Genomic DNA, 22,808 nt, shown 5'->3' with positions numbered 1-22,808 from the left:
TGGCCCGCCTGGCGGACCTCCTGGGGCATTCCAGCATCGAGACGACCCGCATCTATCTGATCTCCACCGGGGCGGAGCACGCCCGGCAGATCGAACGGCTGGGTTTGGTCTCATGATTGGATCGGCACATCCGCATCACAAATAAAACAGCCGCGAAAGCGGCTGCTCATCACAAAATCGATATTTCGTCAAAAACGTGGTCAAAAAACGGCGTGTGATCGAATGTATACCCACGTAAAGCAAATACATGTTATCACAAAAGCAATGCGTTGACAAGCCCCGGGTCTAAATTTTTTGTATGAGAAAAAAAGCCGGACAAGGGAATTTTGCTCGGCTCTTTTTATCATCCTCACTTTTTCCCCGCGCCTTTGGCGCGGGGATCTTTGCGCCCGTCAGAACCATCCGATTGGGTGTCCCCGGAGACGAAATATCGATTTCGTGATGAAGCGTCGAAAGGAGGGAGGAAGGATGGGAGGAATCTTGTATCGGCACAACGCGGAGGCGTACGAGGCGGTGGAGACGATGCTGTCCGTGTGCGGCCAGGCGGCGGTGATCCACCCCACCGGCACGGGGAAGTCTTTCGTGGGGTTCCAGCTGTGCCAGGACCACGCAGAGGCCGATATCTGCTGGCTGTCGCCCTCGGAACATATTTTCAAGACCCAGCTGGAGAACTGGCGGAGCGCGGGCGGCGGGGGGCTGCGCAACGTCCGTTTCTTCACGTATGCCAAGCTGATGCAGCTGGACGAGGAGACGCTGGAGGGCCTCCATCCGGACTACATCGTACTGGACGAGTTCCACCGCTGCGGTGCGGAGCAGTGGGGCCGCGGGGTGCGGCGTCTGCGGGAACGGTACCCGGAGGCGGGCGTCCTGGGCCTGTCCGCCACGAACGTGCGGTATCTGGACGACCAGCGGGACATGGCGCAGGAGCTGTTCGGCGGCAACATCGCCTCGGAGATGACCCTGGGGGAGAGCATCACCCGGGGCATCCTGGACCCGCCCCGCTACGTCCTGACGGCGTTCTCCCTGGAGAGCGATCTGAAAAAGTACGAGGCGCGGATAGGACGGACGAAGAGCGCCGTGACGCGGGACAAGGCGGAGAAGCTGCTGGAGGCGCTGCGGCGTGCCCTGGAGCAGGCGGAGGGCCTGGACGTGGTCTTCGAGAGGCACATGCGGGAGCGGGACGGGAGATACATCGTGTTCTGCGCCGGGGTCAAGCACATGGAGGAGATGATCGCCCGTGTCCCGGAGTGGTTCGGGGGGATCGACGCCGCGCCCCATGTATACCGGGCCTATTCGGACGACCCGGAGACCGGCCGCGCCTTCCAGGCGTTCAAGGAGGACGGGAGCGGGCATCTGAAGCTGCTGTTCTGCATCGACATGCTCAACGAGGGCATCCATGTGGAAAACGTGTCGGGGGTGATCTTGTTCCGCCCGACGGTCTCGCCGATCGTATACAAGCAGCAGATCGGCCGGGCGCTGTCCGCCGGGGGATCCAAGGAGGCCGTGATCTTCGACGTGGTGGACAACATCGAGAACCTGTACAGCATCGGCGCAGTAGAGGCGGAGATGCAGGCGGCGGCGGAGTGCTTCCGGTTCTACGGGGAGACGGAGAAGATCGTCCACGAGCGGTTCCGGGTGATCGACGAGGTGCGGGACTGCCGCCGGCTGTTCGACGAGCTGGAGGAGAGCCTGACGGCGTCCTGGGAGGAGACATACCGGCTGGCGAAGCAGTTTTACGAGGAGCACGGGCACCTGCGGGCGCCCCGGCGGTATAGGACGGCGGAGGGCTACGCCCTGGGGAGCTGGCTGGCGACCCAGCGGAGCGTCCGGGCGGGGCGGCAGTACGGACGGCTGACCCCGGAGCGGATCGCCAAGCTGGACGCGATCGGCATGGTGTGGGAGGACCCGTACAGCGCGTCTTGGGAGCGGTATCACGCGGCGCTGGTCCAGTACCGGCAGGAGCACGGGGACCTGGACGTCCCGGCGGACCATGTGACGGCGGAGGGGGTGCGGCTGGGGCGCTTCATCAGCAACCTGCGCAGGGCCCGCTCCTTCGGGGAACGCAGTGTGTACCTCACAGGAGAGCGGGTGCGGCAGCTGGACGGGCTGGGGATGATCTGGGATAAGCTGGATCTCCTCTGGGAGCGGAACTACGCGGCGTGCCTGGAGTATTACCGGGAGCACGGGGACCTGGACGTCCCGGCCAAGTACGTGTCGCCCAACGGGCTGAAGACCGGGACATGGCTGCGGCGGATGCGGCAGATCCGCAGGGGAGGCGGGGACGGCCGCCTGAGCCAGGAGCAGATCGAACGGCTGGACGCGATCGGGATGGTATGGGACGACGCGTATGCCCGGCAGTGGGAGCACGGGTACCGGCAGGCGCAGAAGTGGTACGAGATCCACGGCGGCCTGGAGGTGCCCGCCACGTATGTGGATGAGGAGGGGTTCCCCCTGGGCAAGTGGCTGGGCCGGCATAGGGAGGTGGACCCCAAAACGGGCCGGCGGGCGATCCGGCTGACGCCGGAGCGGAAGGCGAAGCTGGACGCGCTGGGGATGCGCTGGGAGAAAGAGGACCCATGGGAGACGCGGTACCGTTTGGCGGCAGCGTATCATCGGGAGCACGGGGACCTGAACGTCCCCGGGGACTATGTGGCGGAGGGCGTTTGGCTCAACAAGTGGCTCAACGAGCAAAAGCAGATCTACCGGGGCAACCGCCCAGGGAAATCCCTCACCCAGGACCAGATCCATCGCCTCGAGATGATCGGGATCGTCTGGAAAAGACCGGTGAGCGGTGCGGACAAGAGGGGAAAGACCGCGTACCGGATGATTTGAGCGGAACAGGGAGATGTACTGATATGCCTGAGCGTATTTTCCTATCCTCGCCCACCATGCACGGGGAGGAGCAGGCCTTCATCCAGGAGGCCTTCGACACCAATTGGGTAGCGCCGCTTGGCAGGAACGTCGACGAGTTCGAGAACGAGATGGCCGCCCGTGTGGGGACGAAGTACGCCGCCGCCCTCAACGCCGGCACGGCGGCGCTGCACCTGGCGGTGAAGCTGGCGGGAGTCGGGCGGGGGGAGAAGGTCTTCTGCTCCGACCTGACCTTCTCCGCCACGGTGAACCCAGTCAGCTACGAGGGCGGAGAGCAGGTGTTCGTCGAGAGCGAGCGGGAGACCTGGAACATGGATCCCCGGGCCTTGGAGCGGGCCTTCGAGGAGTACCCGGGATGCAGATGTGTCATCGCCGCCGATCTTTACGGGACTCCGGCGAAGCTGGATGAGATCCGGGAGATCTGCGATGCACACGGCGCAGTGTTGATCGAAGACGCCGCCGAGAGCCTGGGGGCCTCCTACAAGGGCCGCAAGACGGGCACCTTCGGGCGATACAATGTCCTCTCCTTCAATGGGAACAAGATCATCACCTCCTCCGGCGGCGGGATGCTCCTCAGCGATGATGGTGAGGCCATCGCCAAGGCCCGCTTCTGGGCGACCCAGGCCCGGGAGCCCTTCCCGTGGTACGAGCACAAGGAGGTCGGCTATAACTACCGGATGAGCAACATCGTGGCGGGCATCGGCCGAGGGCAGTTGCTGCACCTGGAGGAGCACCTGCGGCTGAAGGAGGGCATCTACCAGGCATACCAGAGGGGACTGGCCGGCCTGCCGGTGAAGATGAACCCATACCCGCCGGAGAGCCGCCCCAACTTCTGGCTCAGCTGCATCACGATCGATCCCGGCAGCCAGGTGACGCCGGAGCGGCTCCGGCTGGCGCTGGAGGCGGAGGACATCGAGTCCCGGCCCATCTGGAAGCCCATGCACCTCCAGCCGATGTTCGCCGGGAACGCTCACATCACCGTTGGGGACCGAGTGGGGGAGGACATCTTCTCCCGGGGCCTGTGCCTGCCCAGCGACATCAAGATGACGGAGGCGGAGCAGGAGCGGGTGATCTCCATCATAAGGAGAGCATTTACATAATGTACCGAAAATTTTTCAAGCGGCCTCTGGATATCCTCCTCTCCGCCTGCGCGCTGGTGGTGCTGTCCCCGGTCCTGCTGGTGATAGCGGGACTGGTCCGAGTGAAGCTGGGCAGTCCGGTGGTCTTCTGCCAGGAACGGCCTGGGAAGGATGAGAAGATCTTCAAGCTTTATAAATTCCGTTCGATGACCGACGCGCGGGACGGGGATGGAAGATCATTGCCGGATGAAGTCCGGCTGACGCGCTTCGGGAAGCTCTTGCGCTCTACCAGTTTAGATGAACTGTTGGAGTTATGGAACATCTTAAAAGGGGACATGTCTATCGTAGGCCCCCGTCCCCTCCTAGTGCAGTACCTCCCCCTTTACGATGAAGAGCAGCGCCGCCGGCATGACGTCCGCCCGGGACTGACCGGCCTTTCCCAGGCCAGCGGGGACGTGGATATGACCTGGGAGCGGCAATTTGCCTTGGATGTACAGTACACGGAAGGGATATCGTTCCTCCTGGATGTGAAGATCGTCCTCCTGACTGTCCGGCGTGTGCTCATCCGCAGCGAACACCATTATGGGGATTTCGTCCGTGAGGACTTCAAAGGCAGTGAGCCGATCGCGAAATAAGGAGCTGGATCTATGATGATGCAGGGAGCATTGAAAACACCCTATTTTATGATCGATGAGGAGGCGCTGGATACCGGGCTGCGGGATCTGGAGGCCGCGCTGAGTGCGGCGTGGCCCAACTATGCGATCGGATATTCCTACAAAACGAACGCTTTCCCATGGATCATCGAGTACTTTAGGGACCATGGATGCTATGCGGAAGTCGTCTCGGATGACGAGTACTGCCTGGCCAGATCGATAGGCGCGGACAAGATCGTTTACAATGGGATCGCCAAGTCGAAGGAGACGTTCCTGGAGGCGGTCAGGGCCCATGCCGTGGTGAACATCGATGCGGAGTATGAGATCGACTGGTTGGAGGGACTGGAGGGCAGCGGTCATGAAGTGGGGATACGAGTGAATTTCGACCTGGAGTCCAAATGCCCGGGGCAAACGCAGTGCGGGGAAGAAGGAGAGCGTTTTGGGTTCAGCTATGAGGACGGGGAACTGGAAAGGGCCGTCGATAGGATAAGGGCGAAGGGCGTGGAGGTCACGGGCCTCCATCTCCACAAGAGCTCCAAAACGAGGATGCCGGATATCTATCGGGCGATCGCGGAAACGGCGGTCGAGATAGCGGAGAGATATCCGCTAGATTTGAAGTATGTGGATATCGGCGGCGGTTTCTTTGGCGGCCTTGCGGGGAAGCCGCGATTCCCCGAATATTTTGAAATGATCGCCGGCATCCTGCGGCGCCGGTTCGCTCCGGAGACGACGGCCCTCATCGTAGAACCCGGCATGGCTTTGATCGGCGCGGCCGTGGGATACGTGTCGACGGTCCTAGACGTGAAGAAGACGCCTCGGAACCGCTTCGTGGTCACCGATGGCAGCCGGACGCACATCGACCCGCTGATGCGCAAGAGCACCTATTCCTACGAGATCGTACAGGACAGCGGACAAGAGCGGGAACCGCTGGAACGGCAGATCGTGGCAGGCTTCACCTGCATGGAACACGACCGGCTGTTCGAGATGAAGGGAGGCCCTGCGCTGCTGCCGGGGGACCGGATCGTCTACCACAGAGTCGGCGCATATACGATGAGCCTTTCTCCATCTTTCATCAAATGGCCCCCGGACGTATATGTGAGGTCGGGGGACCGGATACGGAAAGTCCGCTCCCGGCCGGGAGCCGCCGGGCCCGGCGGCTGAGCGGCGGCGGCCCTGCTTCGCCGGGGCCGCCTGCCGTGAGCGGGCGCGGGCGCCCGGGGCATTGGCCCCCGCCCGATCTCAACGATGGAGGATGAGCATGAACATATTGATCCTCTCCGCAGGGACAAGGGACAAGATCGTCCAATATTTCAAAAAGGCGTTTTGCGGGACTGGGTACGTAGTGGCGGCCGATGCAGATGAGCTCAGCCCCGCTGTTTATGAGGCGGATCGATATCATATCGTGCCGCCCATCTGTGATACGGGATACATGGACCGTATCCTCGATATCTGTAAGGAAGAGCGGATCGGCGGTGTGCTGAGCCTCATCGATCCGGAGCTGAGCGTGCTGGCCGCCAATGAAGCGCGGTTCCGGGAGATCGGGACCACCGTGGTCGGCAGCCCCTATGCGCTTTGTGAGATGTCCTTGGATAAGATGCGGATGTACGCGTGGCTGAAGGGGCATGGGTACCCCTGCGCCCGGTCGTGGGCCGGCAAGGATGCGTTCTTCAAGGCCGTGGAGGCCGGAGAGGCCGCATATCCCGTGTTCGTCAAGCCGGCGAGAGGGAGCGCGAGCCTGGGGATCTCCAAGGCCTGCGACCAGGAGACGGTCGAGTTCCTCATGGACCGCGGGGACGGCCTGATGATCCAGGAGTTCCTTGACGGACAGGAGATCGGCGCGGACGTGTATATCGATATGATCTCGGGAGGAGTCGTGTCGATCTTCACGAAGAGGAAGCTGCGGATGAGGGCCGGCGAGACGGATAAGGCCGTGAGCTTCAAGGACCCTGCGCTGTTCGCCTTCCTCGAGCGGTTCGTCCTGGAAGCGGGATACCGGGGCCAGATCGACATCGATCTGTTCAAGATCGGGGAGCAGTATTACATCTCTGAAGTCAATCCCCGTTTTGGCGGAGGGTATCCCCATGCTTATGAGTCCGGCTGCGACCATATGGAGCTGATATTGGAAAACCTGCGCGGCAGGGCGAATGCGGGACGGATCGGGGATTATGATGAAGGCGTCTACATGATGAAGTACAGCGAAGTGAAGATCAAACGGTGAAGAGGCAGCTTATGGACATTGTTATCATCTCGGAATTTTGTGAGGATCTGTCAAAGACAGATAATGACCGCTTCCTCTATCTGGCGAAGAAGCTGTCGGACAAGAACGACGTGGAGCTCGTCACGAGCAGCTTCCGGCATACGACGAAGTCGCACAGGAGAGCGCCGGGATCCCCCTGGCCGTTCAAGATCACGTTCATCGAAGAGCCGGGATATCCAAAGAACGTTTGCCTGAGGCGGTTCCGGAGCCACCGCATATGGGGGGAGAACGTCGCCGGATACATCAGGGGACGCAAGGCGCCGGACGTGATCTACTGCGCGGTGCCCTCGCTCACAGGGCCGAGCCGTGTCGCGCAGTACTGTGAGGAGGAGCACATCCGCTTCGTGATCGACGTGCAGGACCTCTGGCCGGAGGCGTTCCGGATGGTGGTCAGGATGCCGGCGGCCGGCAAGCTCGCCTTCACGCCGTTCAAAGGGCTGGCCGACGGGATCTATGGGCGGGCGGACGCGATATGCGCCGTGTCGGACACGTACGGCCGCCGGGCGCTGAGCGTCAGCCGGAAATGCCGGGAGGCCGCCACGGTGTTCCTGGGCACGGAATTGTCGGTCTTCGACGCGTATGCCGGAGGGAAGCCGGCGCTGGAGAAGGAGGCGGGCGCCGTTTGGCTGGCGTACTGCGGCACGCTGGGGAGCAGCTATGACATCACGGTGGTGATGGACGCGCTGGCGGAGCTGGACGACGCGAGGATCCGTTTCATCGTCATGGGAGACGGCCCGAAGAAAGAGCAGTTCCAGCGATATGCGGACGCGAAGAAGGTGGACGCTGTTTTCCTGGGGCGGCTCCCCTATGACCAGATGTGCAGCCTGCTGTCGGCGTGCGACATCGCCGTGAACCCGATCGAGCATATGGCCGCGCAGTCGATCATCAACAAACATGCCGACTATGCGGCGGCCGGTATCCCGGTGATCAGCACGCAGGAGAGCGAAGAATACCGCCGGCTGGTCGAGGGATATCGGATGGGCTTCAACTGCAGGAACCATGACGCCGGGGATCTGGCGGAAAAGATAAAGATCTTGGCGGACGATGCCGCCCTGCGGGCGGAGATGGGCCGCAATGCCCGCCGGTGCGCGGAGGAACGCTTCGACCGGGCCGCCACCTATGGGCGTCTGGAAGGACAGATCCTGGCCGGGCCGGAGCGCCGGGCCCCCTGCCAGGGAGACCGGGGAACGCTGGGATGACGGTGGAGACTGAGGCATGACGATCGGGTATTTTCTGAATAAAGCGAGGGACGTCAAGATCCGGGATCTCCTCTCGTTCGGGAAGCTTTCCCTCGCGGTGCTCATGAGACCGTTCGTGGAGCGGAGGTACGCGCACTGCTGGGTCGTATGTGAGACGCCCCTCGAAGCGAGGGACAACGGGTACCATTTCTACAAATACGTGAAGACCCGGCGGCCGGAGATCGTATGCTTCTATGCGATCGACAAGAGGTCGCCCGACTATGCCAAGGTGGCGGAGTATGGGGACGTCATCGCTTACGGGAGCATCGAGCACTGGATCGCCTACTTATGCGCCGACCACAACATCAGTTCGCAGAAGGCTGGGAAGCCCAATGGGGCCGTGTGTGCATTCCTGGAGTTGATGCACTGGATCGATTCGCGGTTCGTGTTCCTGCAGCATGGGGTGATCATCAACGATGTGGAGTGGGCGCATGCCGAGACCACGCAGCTCCAGTATTTCATCACGTCGACGATCCCGGAGGCAGGATATGTGCGGGATACGTTCGGCTATCGGCGCGATCAGATCGTGCTGACGGGGCTGCCCCGCTTCGACGCACTGCATGACTTCACGAAAGAGGAGGGCTATGTCCTCATCATGCCGACCTGGCGGAGCCGGTTCGTCCTGAACTCCCAAAAAAAGCAGGGAGGGGACGGATTCACCGGCTCACAATATAAGAGGTGCTGGGAAGAGCTGCTGAACAGCCCGAAGCTGCGCGGGGCGATCGAGGACAAGGGCCTGAAGGTCGTTTTTTTCCCGCATAGGGGCATGCAGGAGTTTTTGAGCGAGTTCAAGATAGAAGATCCCGCCATCACGGTGGCGGATTGGGGAGAGTACGACATCCAGGAGGAACTGAAAAAAGCCTCGATCATGATCACCGATTATTCCAGTGTGTTCTTCGACATGGTCTATATGAAAAAGCCGGTCATCTTTTATCAGTTCGATCATGATGATTTCAGGCGTTTTGACTATGCCAAAGGGTATTTCGATTATCGGGACGATGTCCTCGGGAAATGGTGCGAAACCAGCGATGAGGTGATAGAGGAGCTGCTGCTGCGCGCAGAGGACCGCTTCGCCCCGACGGAGAGGGCCCTGGAGGAGCACCGGAAGATCTTCCCCTTCTATGACAGGGAGAACTCGAAGCGGATCGCCGATCTGCTGGCCGGTGCAAAGGCGCCGCTCAGCGGCGGGGGGAGGGACTGGGATGAGAGCGGATAAGATATCGATCCGGATATTGGCGCTGTTTTGCCTGTACATCTATCCGGTGATGCTGAAGGGCCCGAGCCTGGTCTCTTACCTGTATATCTATGGGATCCCGTTCGTGTATCTCTGCCTCCACCTCCGGTCGTTCCGGGAAGTGACCCTGCGGCAGTTCGCCATCTTGGCCGGATCGCTGATCCTGACCTTCTTCAGCGTCCTATATCCCATCCTCCATGGCACAGGGGATCTTTCTTATGTGGTGGTGGCGACGTTCGTCTTCCGGAAGCTCGTGGTATATCTGTTCTTGTGCATCGTGACCGCCAAAGCCTATAAAGACGCGTTCCAAATGGAGCATCTGATGCTGTATTTCGCGCTGACCCAATGCGTCTTCGTGCTGGGCACGCTGGCGATCGTGTTCGTCCCCGGGCTGAAGGCGGCATGGTTCGGCGTGTTCCGGGGCGCGGAGGAGGCGGAGGCGTTTTTGAAGTCCTTCGGCTACACGTTCAGGATCGGCTGGCATGGCTTCTCCGGGTTCGAGAACACGATCAACTGCAGCATCGCCTGCATTTTCCTGCTGTATCTCCGGTATCGGTGCGATGCCGGCATGAGGATCGGCGCGAAGCGGTTTTGGAGCTTGTATGCGCTGTGCTTCCTGGGGAACATGTTTTATGGGAGATCGGGATTGGTCGTGACGATGTTCGCCAGCGTGGCCGCGGTGCTGGTATGGGAGCGGCGGGATATCCCGGGACTGTTCAAGTATCTCGCGGCGGTCCTCGCGGGCCTGGCCGCTCTGGTCTTCATCCAAAAGATCCCGGCCTTCTCCGACTGGTTTTACTGGATGTCGACGCCAATCAAGAACCTGCTGACGACCGGGCATTTCAACAACGTGTCAATCCAGGCCACCAGCGAAGGCGTCGTGTTCCCGGGCATGGAGACCTTTTTGCTGGGAGACGGGCGCTTCACAGCGGGGGACGGCTATTACATGCAAACGGACTCGGGGCTGATGCGGAACCTCTATTTCTGGGGGATACTGGGCAGCGCCCTGGCGTACGGCGTCACGCTCTGCGCGATCGCCGTGACGAAAAAGAAAGCCCGGCTGCTCTATCTGATGCTGCTGGCGGCCTTCGCGGCGTTCGAATACAAGGGCGTCGTGTACTGTGACTTCCTTGCCATTTTCCTGGCGTTCTCCTTTGCGCAAAATTTGAAAGCCCTGTATGGGCGCGGCAGTCCCGCCGCGGAGGGCCCGTGTATGGATAGGCTGCGTTTTGAGAAGATCTCGCCGGTCCGAGGTGTATGAGATGGTCAGTGTGATGATGAGCACATATCGGGAACCGCTGCGGTATGTGGAGGAGGCTGTGACCTCCGTGCTGGAACAGACTTATCGGGACATCGAGCTGATCGTCATGATCGACGACCCGGCCAACCGGGAGCTGATCGAGTACGTTGAGAGGAGGGCCCAAGCGGACCCCAGGATGGTCGTTTCGATCAACGAGAAGAACCTGGGCCTGACCGAGAGCCTGAACCGGGCGAAGCGGATGGCCCGGGGCGGCTATATCGCCCGGATGGACGCGGATGACATCTGTGAGCCGGACCGGATCGAATGCCAGCTGGACTGCCTCGTCCGCGGCGGCCTCGACCTGGTCGGATGCAATGTGATCGATATCGATGAGGACGGGAGGCCCCTGCGGAGCGCCCCCTCGCACTATCCCACCCGCGACCGGCCCATCAAGGACCACCTCCGCATCAACAGCGCGGTCCCGCATCCGACCTGGCTGGCGAAACGGTCGGTCTATGAGCGCTATGATTATGTGGACTTCCCCGCGTGCGAGGATTATGAGTTCCTGACGAGGCTGGCGCTGGACGGGCGGAGGCTGGGGAACGTGGAAGCGCCGAAGCTGAGGTACCGGATCAACCGGAACGGGATATCGTCCAGCAGGAAAGTGGCGCAGAAGACCAGCTTCTATTATGTGAGGCGGAACTATCGAGCGGGGAAGGAGAGCAGCCTCGAAGCGTTCGAGGCGTTCTTGAGGAGCCGCGAGGGGCAGAGGAAAAAGGAGGCCCTGGAACGGTATTACAAGAGATCGGAAAGACTGAAGGAGTATCGGAAGGACGGCAGGAGAGCGAGGGCCCTGATCGGCGGGATGTTCGTGTTCGCTGTGGACCCGGAGGGCAGGGACGTCGTCATGAACATGCTCCGGGAGAAGGCGCTCGTCTGGAGGTATCGGGATCGATACTAAAGCGGAGCGCGTCCGGCGATGGAGGGCTTTCCATAGGACAGGAGTTGGAGGTGAGGACCGGATGGGAGCAGGGATCCCTGTCAGCGTGATCGTCCCCGTTTACAATGTCCGGCGGTATCTCGCGCAGTGCCTCGACAGTATCCTGGATCAGACGTTCACCGATTTCGAGCTGCTGCTGATCGACGACGGGTCCGAGGACGGGAGCGGAACGATCTGTGACGCCTATGCGGCCAAGGACGGCCGTGTCCGGACGATCCATCAGGAGAACGCGGGGGCCAGCGCCGCCAGGAACCGGGGACTGGACGAGGCGCGGGGGCAGTACGTCATGTTCGTGGACAGCGACGACTATATCGATCCCGACTGTTTAGAACGGGCCCTTTCAGATATCCGGGACTCCCATGCGGATCTGTACATATCCGGTCTTGTCGTAGAAACTTTCGAGGAGGGGAGGATCGTCTGTGAAGAAATCAAGGCCGCTAAGGGGAAAAGGATGTATGGCGTCAAAGACTTCCTGAACGATATGGATATATTTTATCCAAACGGATGCATCAATCCACCGGTCTGCAAATTATACGAACGCGGGATGCTGGAAGCGGGACAGATCCGATTCCAGCGGGACATCAGTCTCGGCGAAGACCTGCTGTTCAACCAAAGAGTGCTGCTGCGGGTGGACACGGTGTTCTTATCAGATGAGGTCCACTACCATTATCGCAAGGAACGTACAGATTCGCTGAGTACCCGGTACGATCCGAAGCATTATGAGATGCTTTCATGCGTATATGGCCAGATGCGAGACCTCCTGTACCGGAAGGGATGCGACGCGGCTGTGAAGCATCGCTTCGAATACATTTATTTCTATGTGGTGCTCCAAGGCATCATCCGCTGTTACCGCGATCGTTCCCACTGTGCGGCACGGGAGGAAGCTCTGGCGACGATCGATAAGGTGGCCCGAGATCCTGATATCAAGGGGATGTCCTTCCGTGAGGTCAAAAGGTGGAAGCATAAGCCGATACTCCTCCTGCTGAAGCTGCGGATGATCCGCGTTTTGGATCTCCTGATGAGGGTACTTTTCTGAAAAGGACGATAAGGATGGACATGCACGATCTGATAAGCGTCATCATCCCGGTATACGATGTGGAAAAATATCTCCCGGCATGCCTGCGCAGTGTGCTCGCGCAGACGTACGGCGATCTGGAGATCATACTCGTGGACGATGGATCGCCGGATGGCTGCCCCGCTTTGTGTGACGAATGGGCGGGGAAGGATCCGCGTATCACCGTTTACCATAAGCCGAACGGCGGTCTGTCGGATGCCAGGAACCACGGGACGGCCCGCGCCAGCGGAGCTTACGTGACGTTCGTCGATTCGGACGACTGCATCGCGCCGGATCACATCGAGTCGCTGTACCGTCCCATTTTGGAGCGTCATGTGGACATATCCTGCGGCAGTTATGTCGAATTCGAGGATGACCCCTGCCGTTTCCCGGGAAACGATCCGGAAACGATAGGAGTCGTCAGCGGCAGGCAGGCCTGCGACCAGATGATGCGTTCGGGAGACATCGCCTTGAACGTGGTCTGGGCAAAACTGATCCGCGCGGATCTGGTCCGGCGGTATCCGTTCCCGGTGGGCCGTACCCACGAGGATGAGGCCACGGCCTGCAAATACTACTATTCCAGCGAAACGGTAGCGATCGGCCATCGCAGATCGTACGGCTACCGCCAGCAGATCCATAGCATCACGCACCGCAGACATGACAAATTGAACGAAGACGCCGCCTGGTGCATGTTCCACCGTGCCGAATGGCTCTATGAGCAGGGGGACATGGACCTTGCGCGGACAGCGTGGAAGCGGGTGCTGTATTTCATTTTGAGCGATTCGGTGGAACACGACGGCCGCAGCGACGCCCAGCTCTGGGAGGCGCTCCGGTATTGCGAGCGGAAGGTGGCCTTGAGGAAAAAGGACAAGCTCAACCTGCTGGCCTATCGATATTTCCCCGGCTTCTCCGCCTGGTATCTGCGGAAGAAATATGACCGGGGAGAGAGGCCCGGCCCTGCGGGCCGGTGAAGCAGTCCTGCGGGGCGGGACCGCCGCAGGACATCGGGACCGGCGTCCCGTTCGTCCGTCCTTCGGACGCCGGATGAAATCATTAGGAGTGATCGTGTATGGGATTCGAAACGACTGTCCGCCTGGCCGACCTGATCGCGGCCATGATCCGGAGATGGAAGGGGATCGGCGTCTCCCTGCTGGTCTCCGCCCTGCTGCTGGGCGGCTGGCAGGGGTACCGGCAGTATGGCCTTGCCAACGACCCCGAAAACGCCCCGGAGAAGATCGAGGAGCGCTACGAGGCCGCTTTGGAGGACTATGAAGCGAAAAAAGAAGGGCTCCAGGAGAAGCTGGAGGCGCGGGAGGAGTCCTTGGCCGCCAAGGAGGAGTATCAGGAAAAGAGCCTCCTGATGCAGATCGACCCTTACGACAAATACGTGGCCAATGTGGTGTTCGCCTTTTCGGATATCGACGAGAGCGCCCAGCTCTTCCGCTATCCCAATACTGCCGCGGACTATCTGCCCAAGAAGATCCGCAGCCAGTACATGGAGCTTTGGAAGAGCATGGACGTGCCGAGGGACATCGGCCTTGCCAAGTACGCGGACGTGGAGGGGAAATACCTCTCGGAGGTCGTCTCCGTGGCCAGCCTGGAGGGCGAACTGGTCTCGATCCGGGCCTGTGGCGCGGCGGCTTCCGACGCGGAAGAGCTTGCAGACGCCGTCTACCGCTATTTTGACGCGCATCGGGACGTGATCGCCGCGGGCTCCGCCCAGCACGGGTTCGCCCTGATGAACCGGACGGTGAAGAACGTGATCGACGAGGACCTGAAGACCAAGCAGGAGGACCTGGAAAAAGAGATCGAGGATCTCAAGGCGGCGATCGAGGACTCCAAACAGGCCATCGAGGACCTGGAAGAGCCCGTCAGGGAGGAAGGGTACTCCGCCGCCGCGATCGCCAAGGCCGTGGCGAAGTATGCCGCCATAGGCGCCGCGGTGGGCGTGTGTTTGGCCTGTGCGGCGGTCTGCTGCTGGTGGATCTTCGCCGACAAAGCGGCCGGCCCGTCCCAGCTGGAGCGGATGGTCGAGGCGCCCTTCCTGGGTTCTTTGAGCATCCCCCGCACCCCAGCGGAGCGCCTGGCCGTCAAGGTCGCGGGCGAACGCAGCTGGAGGGACCGGGAGCAGGCGGCGTCCTATATCGTCCAGCAGGCCAAAGCCCGCTTCCCCAAGGATGGGACGGTGCTGCTGCTGTCCACGCTGCCGCAGGAGAAGGTCGGCGCGGAGATGGACGGGCTGGTGGAAGTGCTGTCCAAGGGCGGCTGCCGGGCGGCGGCGGTCCTGGACGCGGTCCACGATCCCCGGGCGGTCGAGGCTTTGCAGGGCTGCGCCGCCGTGGCGGTGGTGGAGCGGACCGGGGCCAGCCGCGTCGCGGCAGTCCGGGACATCGCGGCGCAGGCGGAGCTGGCGGGGAAGCCGGTGCTGGGCGTCGTGACGATCTGAGGATGTCCATGAGCACAGCAGGAGGGCCGAAGGATGGAAGCGGGAGAGGGGCGGTCGGATGAGGAAAGTGATCTTTGTCGGGAGCGAATTTTTCATCGGCGGCGTCGAGTCCAGTTTTTGCAATCTCGTGAGATATGGATTCGGGCCGGAGGATCTCATAGAGCTGCATCTGCTGGATCAGAGGCACCCCATCCCGGTGGACCTGCCGGAGGGGCTGAAGGTCGTCCAAGTGGACACGTGTATCCAGGAGGTCCTCTCCAGATCCATCCTGCGTGGCCTCCCCTCCGCGGTCGTGTCGAGGGGGCCCTGGTATGCCGTGAGGCGGGCGCTCTATTCTGTCGGACTGCGGTTCGGGAAGAACTCCATAGGACTGCTTGCGGACGATCTCTTCCCCGATCCAAAGATCCATGAGTGCGATGTCTGCTTCGTCCTCAAGGAGGACGAGCCCATCCTGTACTACGCGCTGACCCGCGTCAAAAGCAGGCAGACCATCTGCTTTTTCCATACGGCGGATCTGCTTTCGCCGGAGTATGCCGGCCTTTACCAGTCGAAGGCCGTCGATAAGATTGTCACGGTCTCCCAGGGGAACCGGGACTTCCTGTGCCGCAGGATGCCCAAGGCCTGGGACAAGATCTCGGTGATCCACAATATCGTGCCGCCGGAGGAGATCCGGGCCAAGGCGGCGGGAGCCGGCGCGGCGTGGCCCTGCGGGGACGTCTTCCATATCGTGAGCGTCTGCCGCGTGGACATGGAGAAGGGCGTGGATATCGCCTTGAAGGCGGCGAAGCTGCTGGATGAGGCGGGAGCCGATTTCTGCTGGCATATCATCGGTCCCTTCGATAAAGGGCATACGGAGGAGTTTTGGCTGAACGAGTCGAAGGCGCTTGGAACGGAAGGCCGGGTCGTTTTCGAGGGGGCGAAGAGCGATCCATACCCCGATATCAAGGCGGCAGATCTGCTCGTGAACGCCTCCCGGGTCGAATCCTTTGGCATGGCCATCCGAGAGGCGCAGATATTGGGGACGCCCGTCATCTCGACCGACACCTATGGCGGCAGGGAGCTGATCGACGACGGGATCACGGGGATCCTCGTGCCCGTGGGGGACCCTGCGGCGCTGGCCGCGCAGATCGGCAGGCTGATCGAGGATCCCGGCGCTTTGGCCGGCCTCGTGCAGAGGTTGCAGGGAACGGACTTTGACGAGACAGCGGAGATCAAAGATCGATTCGCCGCTTTGATAGGAGTATGAAATGAAACGAGTCCTCATCGTGATCGGCGGCCCGGTGGTGAACATGGGGTCCCAAGCGCTCGTCCGCGGGCTGGTCAAAAATGTGAAGAGCGTCTGCCCGGACAGTCACGTGACTGTCGCGGCGACGGACGAAGGGTTCGACCGGCGGCTGGGCCTGCCGGACGTGGACCGCTACATGCAGCGCTATTCGATCGTGAGCGGCAGGATGAACTGGGTCCGGATCGTGAACGGGGTGGGCCGGCGCCTGCTGGGAGAGCGGTTCGACACCGCCCGCTATCGCATCTATCACCTGCTGGAAGCGGCCAAAGGGTCGGATCTGGTGCTCATCATCGGCGGTGACAACTTCGACAGATCCTACCATTCCCTGGACTACATGTGGGAGCTGGACCGGTTCCTGGAGGAGATCGGCCCGCAAAAGACGGTCCTTTGCAACTGCTCCGTGTCGAAAGAGGATCTGTCGGAACGGGCCCTCGCGGATATCCGCCGCTTCCGGTATATCACCGCCAGGGACTCCCTCTCCTATGAAAATCTGAAAGCGGCCCTCCCGGGGAACGATATCCGGTTTTTCCCCGACGCCGCCTTCTGCCTGGATAAGGAAGCGGTGGCGCTCCCGGAGGGCTGGGAGCCCGGGAACATGATCGGCATCAACGTGAGCTCGCTGATCGGCGACGGGCGCTACGGCGTCTCTGAGGAGATGGTGCTGCGCTCGATGAAGGAGATGATCGACGCCGTCCTCCGGCAGACGTCCCTGAAGATCTGCTTCATCCCCCATGTGAAGAAGGACGCGGACCTGTCGGTGCTGAGGAAGCTCGACCGCTATGTGGGCGACCGGGAACGGGCGCTCCTGATCGACCGGGAGGATCTCAGCGCCGTACAGAAAAAATACATCATATCGAACTGCCGCTTGTTCGTGGGCGCGCGGACCCATGCAACGATTGCCGCGTATTCGTCCATGGTCCCCACGCTCGTGATCGGTTATTCGGTGAAGTCCGTGGGGATCGCCACGGATCTGTTCGGCACGGCGGACGGCTTCGTGGTCCCCATATCGGAGTTCCGGGATCCGGGACGCCTGGCGGCGGCCTTCCGGCGCTTTTTAGAGCGGGAGACGGAGATCCGGGCGCAGCTGGAGGCGCGCATCCCGTCTTATATCGAGGCCGCCGAAGGGGTGCGGACGCTGATCCGGGAGGTGCTTGGGGATGATCGATAGGGAGCGGGAGGGACCTTGCTGCGGGTGCGGCGTATGCGCCGAGGCATGTCCTGCCGGAGCCATCACCATGGAGCCGGATCGGGAGGGCTTCTTATACCCCGTCGTGGACAGCACGCGCTGCACCCACTGCGATGTCTGTCAAAAAAGCTGCAAGTTCCGTATATACGCAGCGAATGGACTGCAAACGCGGGGGACATTGCCGCTGGAGGTCTGCGCCGCCAAGAACAAGGAGCCGCAGATCCGCCGCCGGAGCTCGAGCGGGGGCGTGTTCATGGCGCTTTGCCGGGATACCGTTTCTCGGGGAGGGGTCGTGTACGGCGCCCGGTTCGGCCCCGGCCACGCCGTGATCCACGACCGCGCGGAGGACCTGGAGGGATGCCGTGCCTTCATGGGGGCGAAGTACGTGCAGAGCGATCTTGGCGGCGTCTATGGGCGCGTCCGGTCGGACCTGGCGGAGGGCAGGGCGGTCCTCTTCAGCGGGACGCCCTGCCAGATCGCCGGGCTGCAGAGCTATATGGAGCATCATCAGGCCGATACGGCGGGGCTCCTCACCTGCGACCTGGTCTGCCACGGGGTGGCCAGCCCGCTGGTCTGGAGGGATTACCTGGAGAGCGTCCGGGGAGACGCCGGGATCGCGTCCGTGAGCTTCCGGGACAAGGCCCGCGGGTGGCGGCGCTCTGAGCTCCGCGTCGAGAGGACGGACGGATCCGTCCTCTCGGAAGATCACGGGACGAACCCCTATTCACAGCTGTTCTTCAGCCATTATACACTGCGCCCGTCCTGCTCGGTGTGCCCTTATGCCAGTATGCGCCGGGTCGGGGACATCACGATCGGGGACTTCTGGGGCATCGAGGACAGCCTGCCGGAGTTCAGCGACGACGAGGGGGTCTCCCTCGTCCTGGTGGACACCGGCAAAGGGCGGCAGGCGTTCGACCGCGTCCGCCGGGATCTGGAGGTCCGGGAGAGTGGCGCCGCCGGCTGTTCACAGCCCAGCCTGCAGGCGCCCTCCGCCCTGCCGGGAGACCGGGAGGAGTTTTGGAGACAGTACGGCAGGGGAGGCTTCCCATCCGTGGTGAAGCGATACACCGGCTATGGCAGGCGCTCCCTGTGGGACCGCCTGTGTAAAGCCGTCTGCCGCCTTCGGAGGAAGGTGGAGCGGCGCATCATCGGACATGACAGGAGGACGATATGATCCATATCACGAGGGACGACCGATGCTGCGGATGCGGCGCGTGCAGCGATGCCTGCCCGACGCAGTGCATCACCATGCGGGAGGCCAAGGACGGCTTCCGGTATCCGGTGGTCGATGCGGCCCGGTGCGTGGACTGTGGGGCCTGCGAGAGGGCGTGCCCGTATCTAGATCTCAGCGTGAAGGGCGATATCCTGAGACAGCCCCTGGCCTACGCCGCCCGCAGCAGGGACGAGGACGTATTGGCCGTCAGCTCCTCAGGCGGGATCTTTTTCGAACTGGCGAGGGCGGTCCTGCACCGCGGCGGGACCGTCTTCGGCGCGGTATGGGGCGAACGGTTCGATGAAGTCCGCCACTGTGCCGCCCGCTCGGAGGAGGAGCTCCATCGGATGCAGGGGTCCAAGTACCTGCAAAGCGACGTGGGGCGCTGCTATTCCGAGGCCAGGGGGCTGCTCCGCCAGGGCGGGCTCGTGCTGTTTTCCGGCACGCCCTGCCAGATCGCGGGGCTGCTGTCCTACCTGGGGCCGGAAGAGCGGGGCGAGCTGCTGACCTGCGACCTGATCTGCCACGGCGTGCCGACGCCGCTGGCCCTGAGGCGCTGTATCGAGAGCAAGGAGCGGGAGACCGGGAAACGGGTGGTCCGATATTACAGGGACAAGAGCAAGGGGTGGAAGCCGGCCCAGTTCACGACGGTCTTCGACGACGGCACCAGCGTGACCGCAGAGCCGGAGGATGATATCGTCAACCGGCTCTTCTCCTTCTATATCGCCGATCTGCGCAACACATGCTATGCCTGCCGGTTCGAGCGGCTGCCCCGCGTCGCCGACATCTCCCTGGGAGATTATTTCGTTGAAAAAGCCGCCCTGGATTTGGCGGGGGATCCCGTCACAGCCGCCGACGATCGGGGGATGTCGCTGATCACGGTCAATACCGAGCAGGGGCGGAGATGGTGGCAGTCGATTGAAGGGGCGGTCGAGGCGACGCAGCTGCAGTTGCATACCGTCGATTCCATATGCCTGTTCCAGGGTCCCGGCGCTGCCGGGGATCCCAGCCAGCGGGTGGCCTTTTACGACCTTTATGAGCGCGGCCTGTCGATCCGGGAGATCCATGCCGTCCTATACGGGGATGCCGGGAAGGCCAAGAAACTTTTCTATAAGATCGGCAGACGCCTGCGGGCCCGGTCCAGGAAAACGGGGAGAGGGCCGCAGTTCGATGGGCCGGTCTGATCCCGGGCCCCTGGCGGGCGCCGGATGGAGGGCGATATGAGGCCAGACAAGGATCCACGCTCTGTGAACTTTTCGAGGAACGCCCTGTCCGCGATGCTTTTCGAGCTGTCCGGGGCGCTCCTCGCCTTCGTGGTCCGGTATTATTTCGTGAGATACCTGACCGCCGAATATCTTGGCATCAGCGGCCTGTTCACCAATATCCTGACGATCCTCTCGCTGGCCGAGCTGGGGGCCGGCACGGCGATCGTTTACAGCATGTACGGGCCCCTGGCGAAAGACGATGTGGAGCAGATTAAGTCCCTCGTCCGGTTCTACAGGGCGGTCTATCTGTGCATCGGGACCGCGATCTTGGTCCTGGGGCTCTGCCTGATCCCCTTTTTGGACCTGTTCATCAAAGAGCGCCCCAGCATCCCATACCCGGAATTCCTGACCATCTATGTTTTGTCCGTGGCGCAGACCGCGCTCTCCTATTTTTTCAGCTTTCGATACAGCGTCTTCTCTGCGGACCAGCGGGGCCATGTCATCCAGCGCTGGGGCATCTGCGCTTCGTTCCTGCGCTCGGCCGTGCAGATCTTCCTGCTGGCCGCGAAGAGGGACTATATCCTCTACATGGCGGCGGGGATCGCGGTCACGCTGCTCAACGACCTGTCCCTGACCATCCTGGCGGGGAGGGAGTACCCCTATCTGCGTGAGAAGGCGGAGAAGCTCGACGCCGCGCACATCCGCGCCATCAGGAAGGACACCTTCGCCCTTTTGCTGTATAAGCTGGGCACCGTGCTGGCGACGACCATCGACACCCTGCTCATCTCGAGGTTTTTCGGCATCGTCGCCGTCGGGCTCTATTCGAACTACCATTTGGTCATCTCCTATTCCGACAAGCTGTTCTCCAACGTGCTCGGGACGATCACGCCGTCCCTGGGGAACCTGATGGTGACGGGAGATGGGCAAAAACGCCTCCAGGTCTTCCATGCGCTCCAGCTCATCTATCATTGGCTGGCGACGTATCTCGCGGTGGGCCTGCTGGTGCTGTTCGACCCCTTGATCCAGACCGTGTTCGGCCGGGGATACCTCCTGGACCGATCCATGGTGGTGGCGCTGGTCGTCAGCATCACGCTCACGAATTTCCAAAGGCCCTGCAGCCTCACGAGAGACGCGACGGGCCTGTTCTGGCACGGGAAGCTCCGGCCTCTGGCGATGAGCGTCCTGAACGTCGTCTTCTCCGTCGTCCTGATCCGGGCGTACGGCATGGTCGGCGTCGCCGTCGGGACGGCCCTCGCCAAGCTGTGCACGTATGTCTGGTACGACCCTTATATCGTTTACAAATACGCCCTGAAGGGCGGCAGTCTGAAACGGTATTTCCTCGGGTATGTTTCCCATTGGGCGCTCCTGTTCGTCCTGGCGGCCGTGTGCGGCCGGCTGTACCTCTTCATAAGGCTGGAGGGGATGCCGGCGATTTTCCTGGGGGCCGTGATGGTCACGATCGTGGTGAACGGGACCTATGCCTGCCTGTACGCGAGGAGCGAGAGCATGCGGTATATCCTGCAGCTCGTCGGGGTGGTCCTGCGCAGGAAGGGCGGAGCGGACGGAGGGGAGACATGAAGAAGATCTATATCCTGACGTACCACTGCGCGTACAATGTCGGCGCGATGCTGCAGTGCTTCGCGCTGGCCGAGACCATCCGGAGCAGCGGCCGGAGCGTTGAAGTGATCGATTACAGGCCGGAGAAGGTGCGGGACGAAGGGATCGAGAGGGGCTGCGCGCCCTCTTGGATCCAAAGGCGCAGGAGGGACCTCTCCGGATGGGCGCGTCTGGCCTATCGGGCGGTCAAATACCTCCCCGACAAGGACAAGCGCCCCTATATCGTGGGAGGCAGCACGGTCTCCAGCTTTTGCAGGTTCCTGGAGGACCGCCTCCCGCTCACCCCGGAGCGCTATCATACCGAGGAGGAGCTGGAAGCGTTTTCCGGGGAAGATGCGGTCTTCATCACCGGGAGCGACCAGGTGTGGAACCCGGCGCTCTCCGGGACGCCGAAGGCGTACCTCCTCGATTTCGTGAAGGCGGGAGAGAAGGATTCCTACGGGGCCTCCTTCGGGAGGGCTTTTGTAGACCGTCCGTATCAGGACGTCCTGAAAGAGGCGCTGAGCGATTTCCATATCATCTCCGTCCGAGAAAAGAGCGCGGTAGGGATCGTCCGAGAGGCGGCCGGGAGACAGGCGGTCCATGTGCTCGATCCGGTCTTCCTGGTCGATCCGGGAAGATGGCGGGATCTGACCTATCCGGTCAGGTGGAAAGATCCCTACATCTTCGTCTACCGTATGGAGGCCAATGAAGAGATCGCTGCTCAGGTGGAGGCGCTGAAACGGTCGGATCCGGCCCTGAAGGTCGCAAAGTTCGACGATCTCGAGGATGCGCTGCCTGTGGATATCGATATCCCAAGGAAGGGGCCCCTCGATTTCCTGTCCTATCTGTTCGCCGCCAGCTGCGTGGTGACCAACTCGTTCCACGGGACGGCGTTTTCGATCATTGGGCGGAAAAGGGCCGCGATCGTGCCGCACTCCGCTTATAACGAGAGGATCGCCTCGCTGCTGGACGGCGTGGCCGTCCCGGATCGAAAGGGGGTATATCGGCTCGATCCTACGTGTTACGATCGGATGCGCGGTCCGATCTGCGCCTCGAAGGAGATCCTGGAGGAGATCTGCGGGGATCGGCAGGCGCCCCGTTGAGGATGGGGCTTGGATATTTGACAAAGCGGCGGCAGGCCCCGGCAGACGATATCTGCCGGGGCCTGCTCCATCAGCGGCGGAGGCCCGCGCGCTGGGGGAGCTCCCGCTCCGGAAGGCCGTGCCGCGCTTTGCCCGGTGCGGCGCC

General features: G+C 61.9%; 18 protein-coding genes and 1 pseudogene. All 19 read left to right on the top strand.

Annotated features, from left to right (window positions below):
- Window positions 1-116 (top strand): annotated as a pseudogene (locus QZ332_RS07415) (integrase); the annotation flags it as partial.
- A gap of 352 nt (window positions 117-468) precedes the next feature.
- Window positions 469-2,832, top strand: a complete 2,364-nt coding sequence (locus QZ332_RS07410; RefSeq protein ID WP_295764197.1) for a Helicase associated domain protein — start codon at window positions 469-471, stop codon at window positions 2,830-2,832.
- A 23-nt stretch (window positions 2,833-2,855) separates the two neighbouring features.
- Window positions 2,856-3,971 (top strand): DegT/DnrJ/EryC1/StrS aminotransferase family protein, encoded by a 1,116-nt coding sequence (locus tag QZ332_RS07405; RefSeq protein ID WP_295764196.1) that lies wholly within the window; start codon window positions 2,856-2,858, stop codon window positions 3,969-3,971.
- Complete coding sequence (locus tag QZ332_RS07400; protein WP_295764195.1) at window positions 3,971-4,585, top strand: sugar transferase; 615 nt, start codon at window positions 3,971-3,973, stop codon at window positions 4,583-4,585. The genes QZ332_RS07405 and QZ332_RS07400 overlap by 1 nt, the downstream gene beginning before the upstream one ends.
- A gap of 12 nt (window positions 4,586-4,597) precedes the next feature.
- Window positions 4,598-5,764, top strand: a complete 1,167-nt coding sequence (locus tag QZ332_RS07395) for a pyridoxal-dependent decarboxylase (protein WP_295764194.1) — start codon at window positions 4,598-4,600, stop codon at window positions 5,762-5,764.
- A 91-nt stretch (window positions 5,765-5,855) separates the two neighbouring features.
- Window positions 5,856-6,821 carry an ATP-grasp domain-containing protein gene (locus QZ332_RS07390; protein ID WP_367116655.1) on the top strand — a complete coding sequence of 322 codons (966 nt, stop codon included), beginning with the start codon at window positions 5,856-5,858 and terminating at the stop codon, window positions 6,819-6,821.
- A gap of 11 nt (window positions 6,822-6,832) precedes the next feature.
- On the top strand, window positions 6,833-8,059 hold the full coding sequence (locus QZ332_RS07385) for a glycosyltransferase family 4 protein (RefSeq protein WP_295764192.1): 1,227 nt from the start codon (window positions 6,833-6,835) through the stop codon (window positions 8,057-8,059).
- Between the two features lie 16 nt (window positions 8,060-8,075).
- A complete protein-coding gene (locus QZ332_RS07380) occupies window positions 8,076-9,314 on the top strand; it encodes a CDP-glycerol glycerophosphotransferase family protein (RefSeq protein ID WP_295764191.1) in 1,239 nt (412 codons plus the stop codon).
- Window positions 9,301-10,593 (top strand): hypothetical protein, encoded by a 1,293-nt coding sequence (locus QZ332_RS07375; protein WP_295764190.1) that lies wholly within the window; start codon window positions 9,301-9,303, stop codon window positions 10,591-10,593. The genes QZ332_RS07380 and QZ332_RS07375 overlap by 14 nt, the downstream gene beginning before the upstream one ends.
- Before the next feature lie 13 nt (window positions 10,594-10,606).
- Window positions 10,607-11,533, top strand: coding sequence for a glycosyltransferase (locus QZ332_RS07370; RefSeq protein ID WP_295764198.1), 927 nt, complete (start codon window positions 10,607-10,609; stop codon window positions 11,531-11,533).
- Window positions 11,534-11,618: 85 nt separating this feature from the next.
- Entirely contained in the window at window positions 11,619-12,608 is a 990-nt protein-coding gene (locus QZ332_RS07365; RefSeq protein WP_295764189.1) for a glycosyltransferase, read from the top strand.
- Between the two features lie 14 nt (window positions 12,609-12,622).
- Entirely contained in the window at window positions 12,623-13,597 is a 975-nt protein-coding gene (locus tag QZ332_RS07360) for a glycosyltransferase family 2 protein (RefSeq protein WP_295764188.1), read from the top strand.
- A 98-nt stretch (window positions 13,598-13,695) separates the two neighbouring features.
- Entirely contained in the window at window positions 13,696-15,072 is a 1,377-nt protein-coding gene (locus QZ332_RS07355; protein WP_295764187.1) for a hypothetical protein, read from the top strand.
- Between the two features lie 127 nt (window positions 15,073-15,199).
- Complete coding sequence (locus QZ332_RS07350) at window positions 15,200-16,318, top strand: glycosyltransferase (protein ID WP_295764186.1); 1,119 nt, start codon at window positions 15,200-15,202, stop codon at window positions 16,316-16,318.
- Between the two features lies 1 nt (window position 16,319).
- Window positions 16,320-17,525: a polysaccharide pyruvyl transferase family protein gene (locus tag QZ332_RS07345; RefSeq protein WP_295764185.1), complete on the top strand. Its 1,206-nt coding sequence runs from the start codon at window positions 16,320-16,322 to the stop codon at window positions 17,523-17,525.
- Window positions 17,515-18,717, top strand: coding sequence for a Coenzyme F420 hydrogenase/dehydrogenase, beta subunit C-terminal domain (locus QZ332_RS07340; RefSeq protein WP_295764184.1), 1,203 nt, complete (start codon window positions 17,515-17,517; stop codon window positions 18,715-18,717). The genes QZ332_RS07345 and QZ332_RS07340 overlap by 11 nt, the downstream gene beginning before the upstream one ends.
- Window positions 18,714-19,940: a Coenzyme F420 hydrogenase/dehydrogenase, beta subunit C-terminal domain gene (locus tag QZ332_RS07335; RefSeq protein ID WP_295764183.1), complete on the top strand. Its 1,227-nt coding sequence runs from the start codon at window positions 18,714-18,716 to the stop codon at window positions 19,938-19,940. The genes QZ332_RS07340 and QZ332_RS07335 overlap by 4 nt, the downstream gene beginning before the upstream one ends.
- A 63-nt stretch (window positions 19,941-20,003) precedes the next feature.
- On the top strand, window positions 20,004-21,539 hold the full coding sequence (locus QZ332_RS07330) for a lipopolysaccharide biosynthesis protein (protein WP_295764182.1): 1,536 nt from the start codon (window positions 20,004-20,006) through the stop codon (window positions 21,537-21,539).
- Window positions 21,536-22,663 carry a polysaccharide pyruvyl transferase family protein gene (locus QZ332_RS07325; RefSeq protein WP_295764181.1) on the top strand — a complete coding sequence of 376 codons (1,128 nt, stop codon included), beginning with the start codon at window positions 21,536-21,538 and terminating at the stop codon, window positions 22,661-22,663. Before QZ332_RS07330 ends, QZ332_RS07325 begins: the two co-directional genes overlap by 4 nt.
- Window positions 22,664-22,808: the final 145 nt, after the last annotated feature.

This window comes from uncultured Oscillibacter sp. (assembly GCF_910584465.1).
Lineage (GTDB): Bacteria > Bacillota > Clostridia > Oscillospirales > Oscillospiraceae > Oscillibacter.
Note: the sequence above shows the minus strand (reverse complement) of the source record. Positions and strands in the feature narration are given on the sequence as shown.

Bases quoted from the DNA above. Each gene is read 5' to 3' on its own strand.
- QZ332_RS07410 (WP_295764197.1), top strand. From the start codon at position 469: ATGGGAGGAATCTTGTATCGGCACAACGCGGAGGCGTACGAGGCGGTG.
- QZ332_RS07405 (WP_295764196.1), top strand. From the start codon at position 2,856: ATGCCTGAGCGTATTTTCCTATCCTCGCCCACCATGCACGGGGAGGAG.
- QZ332_RS07400 (WP_295764195.1), top strand. From the start codon at position 3,971: ATGTACCGAAAATTTTTCAAGCGGCCTCTGGATATCCTCCTCTCCGCC.
- QZ332_RS07395 (WP_295764194.1), top strand. From the start codon at position 4,598: ATGATGATGCAGGGAGCATTGAAAACACCCTATTTTATGATCGATGAG.
- QZ332_RS07390 (WP_367116655.1), top strand. From the start codon at position 5,856: ATGAGCATGAACATATTGATCCTCTCCGCAGGGACAAGGGACAAGATC.
- QZ332_RS07385 (WP_295764192.1), top strand. From the start codon at position 6,833: ATGGACATTGTTATCATCTCGGAATTTTGTGAGGATCTGTCAAAGACA.
- QZ332_RS07380 (WP_295764191.1), top strand. From the start codon at position 8,076: ATGACGATCGGGTATTTTCTGAATAAAGCGAGGGACGTCAAGATCCGG.
- QZ332_RS07375 (WP_295764190.1), top strand. From the start codon at position 9,301: ATGAGAGCGGATAAGATATCGATCCGGATATTGGCGCTGTTTTGCCTG.
- QZ332_RS07370 (WP_295764198.1), top strand. From the start codon at position 10,607: ATGATGAGCACATATCGGGAACCGCTGCGGTATGTGGAGGAGGCTGTG.
- QZ332_RS07360 (WP_295764188.1), top strand. From the start codon at position 12,623: ATGGACATGCACGATCTGATAAGCGTCATCATCCCGGTATACGATGTG.
- QZ332_RS07355 (WP_295764187.1), top strand. From the start codon at position 13,696: ATGGGATTCGAAACGACTGTCCGCCTGGCCGACCTGATCGCGGCCATG.
- QZ332_RS07345 (WP_295764185.1), top strand. From the start codon at position 16,320: ATGAAACGAGTCCTCATCGTGATCGGCGGCCCGGTGGTGAACATGGGG.
- QZ332_RS07340 (WP_295764184.1), top strand. From the start codon at position 17,515: ATGATCGATAGGGAGCGGGAGGGACCTTGCTGCGGGTGCGGCGTATGC.
- QZ332_RS07335 (WP_295764183.1), top strand. From the start codon at position 18,714: ATGATCCATATCACGAGGGACGACCGATGCTGCGGATGCGGCGCGTGC.
- QZ332_RS07325 (WP_295764181.1), top strand. From the start codon at position 21,536: ATGAAGAAGATCTATATCCTGACGTACCACTGCGCGTACAATGTCGGC.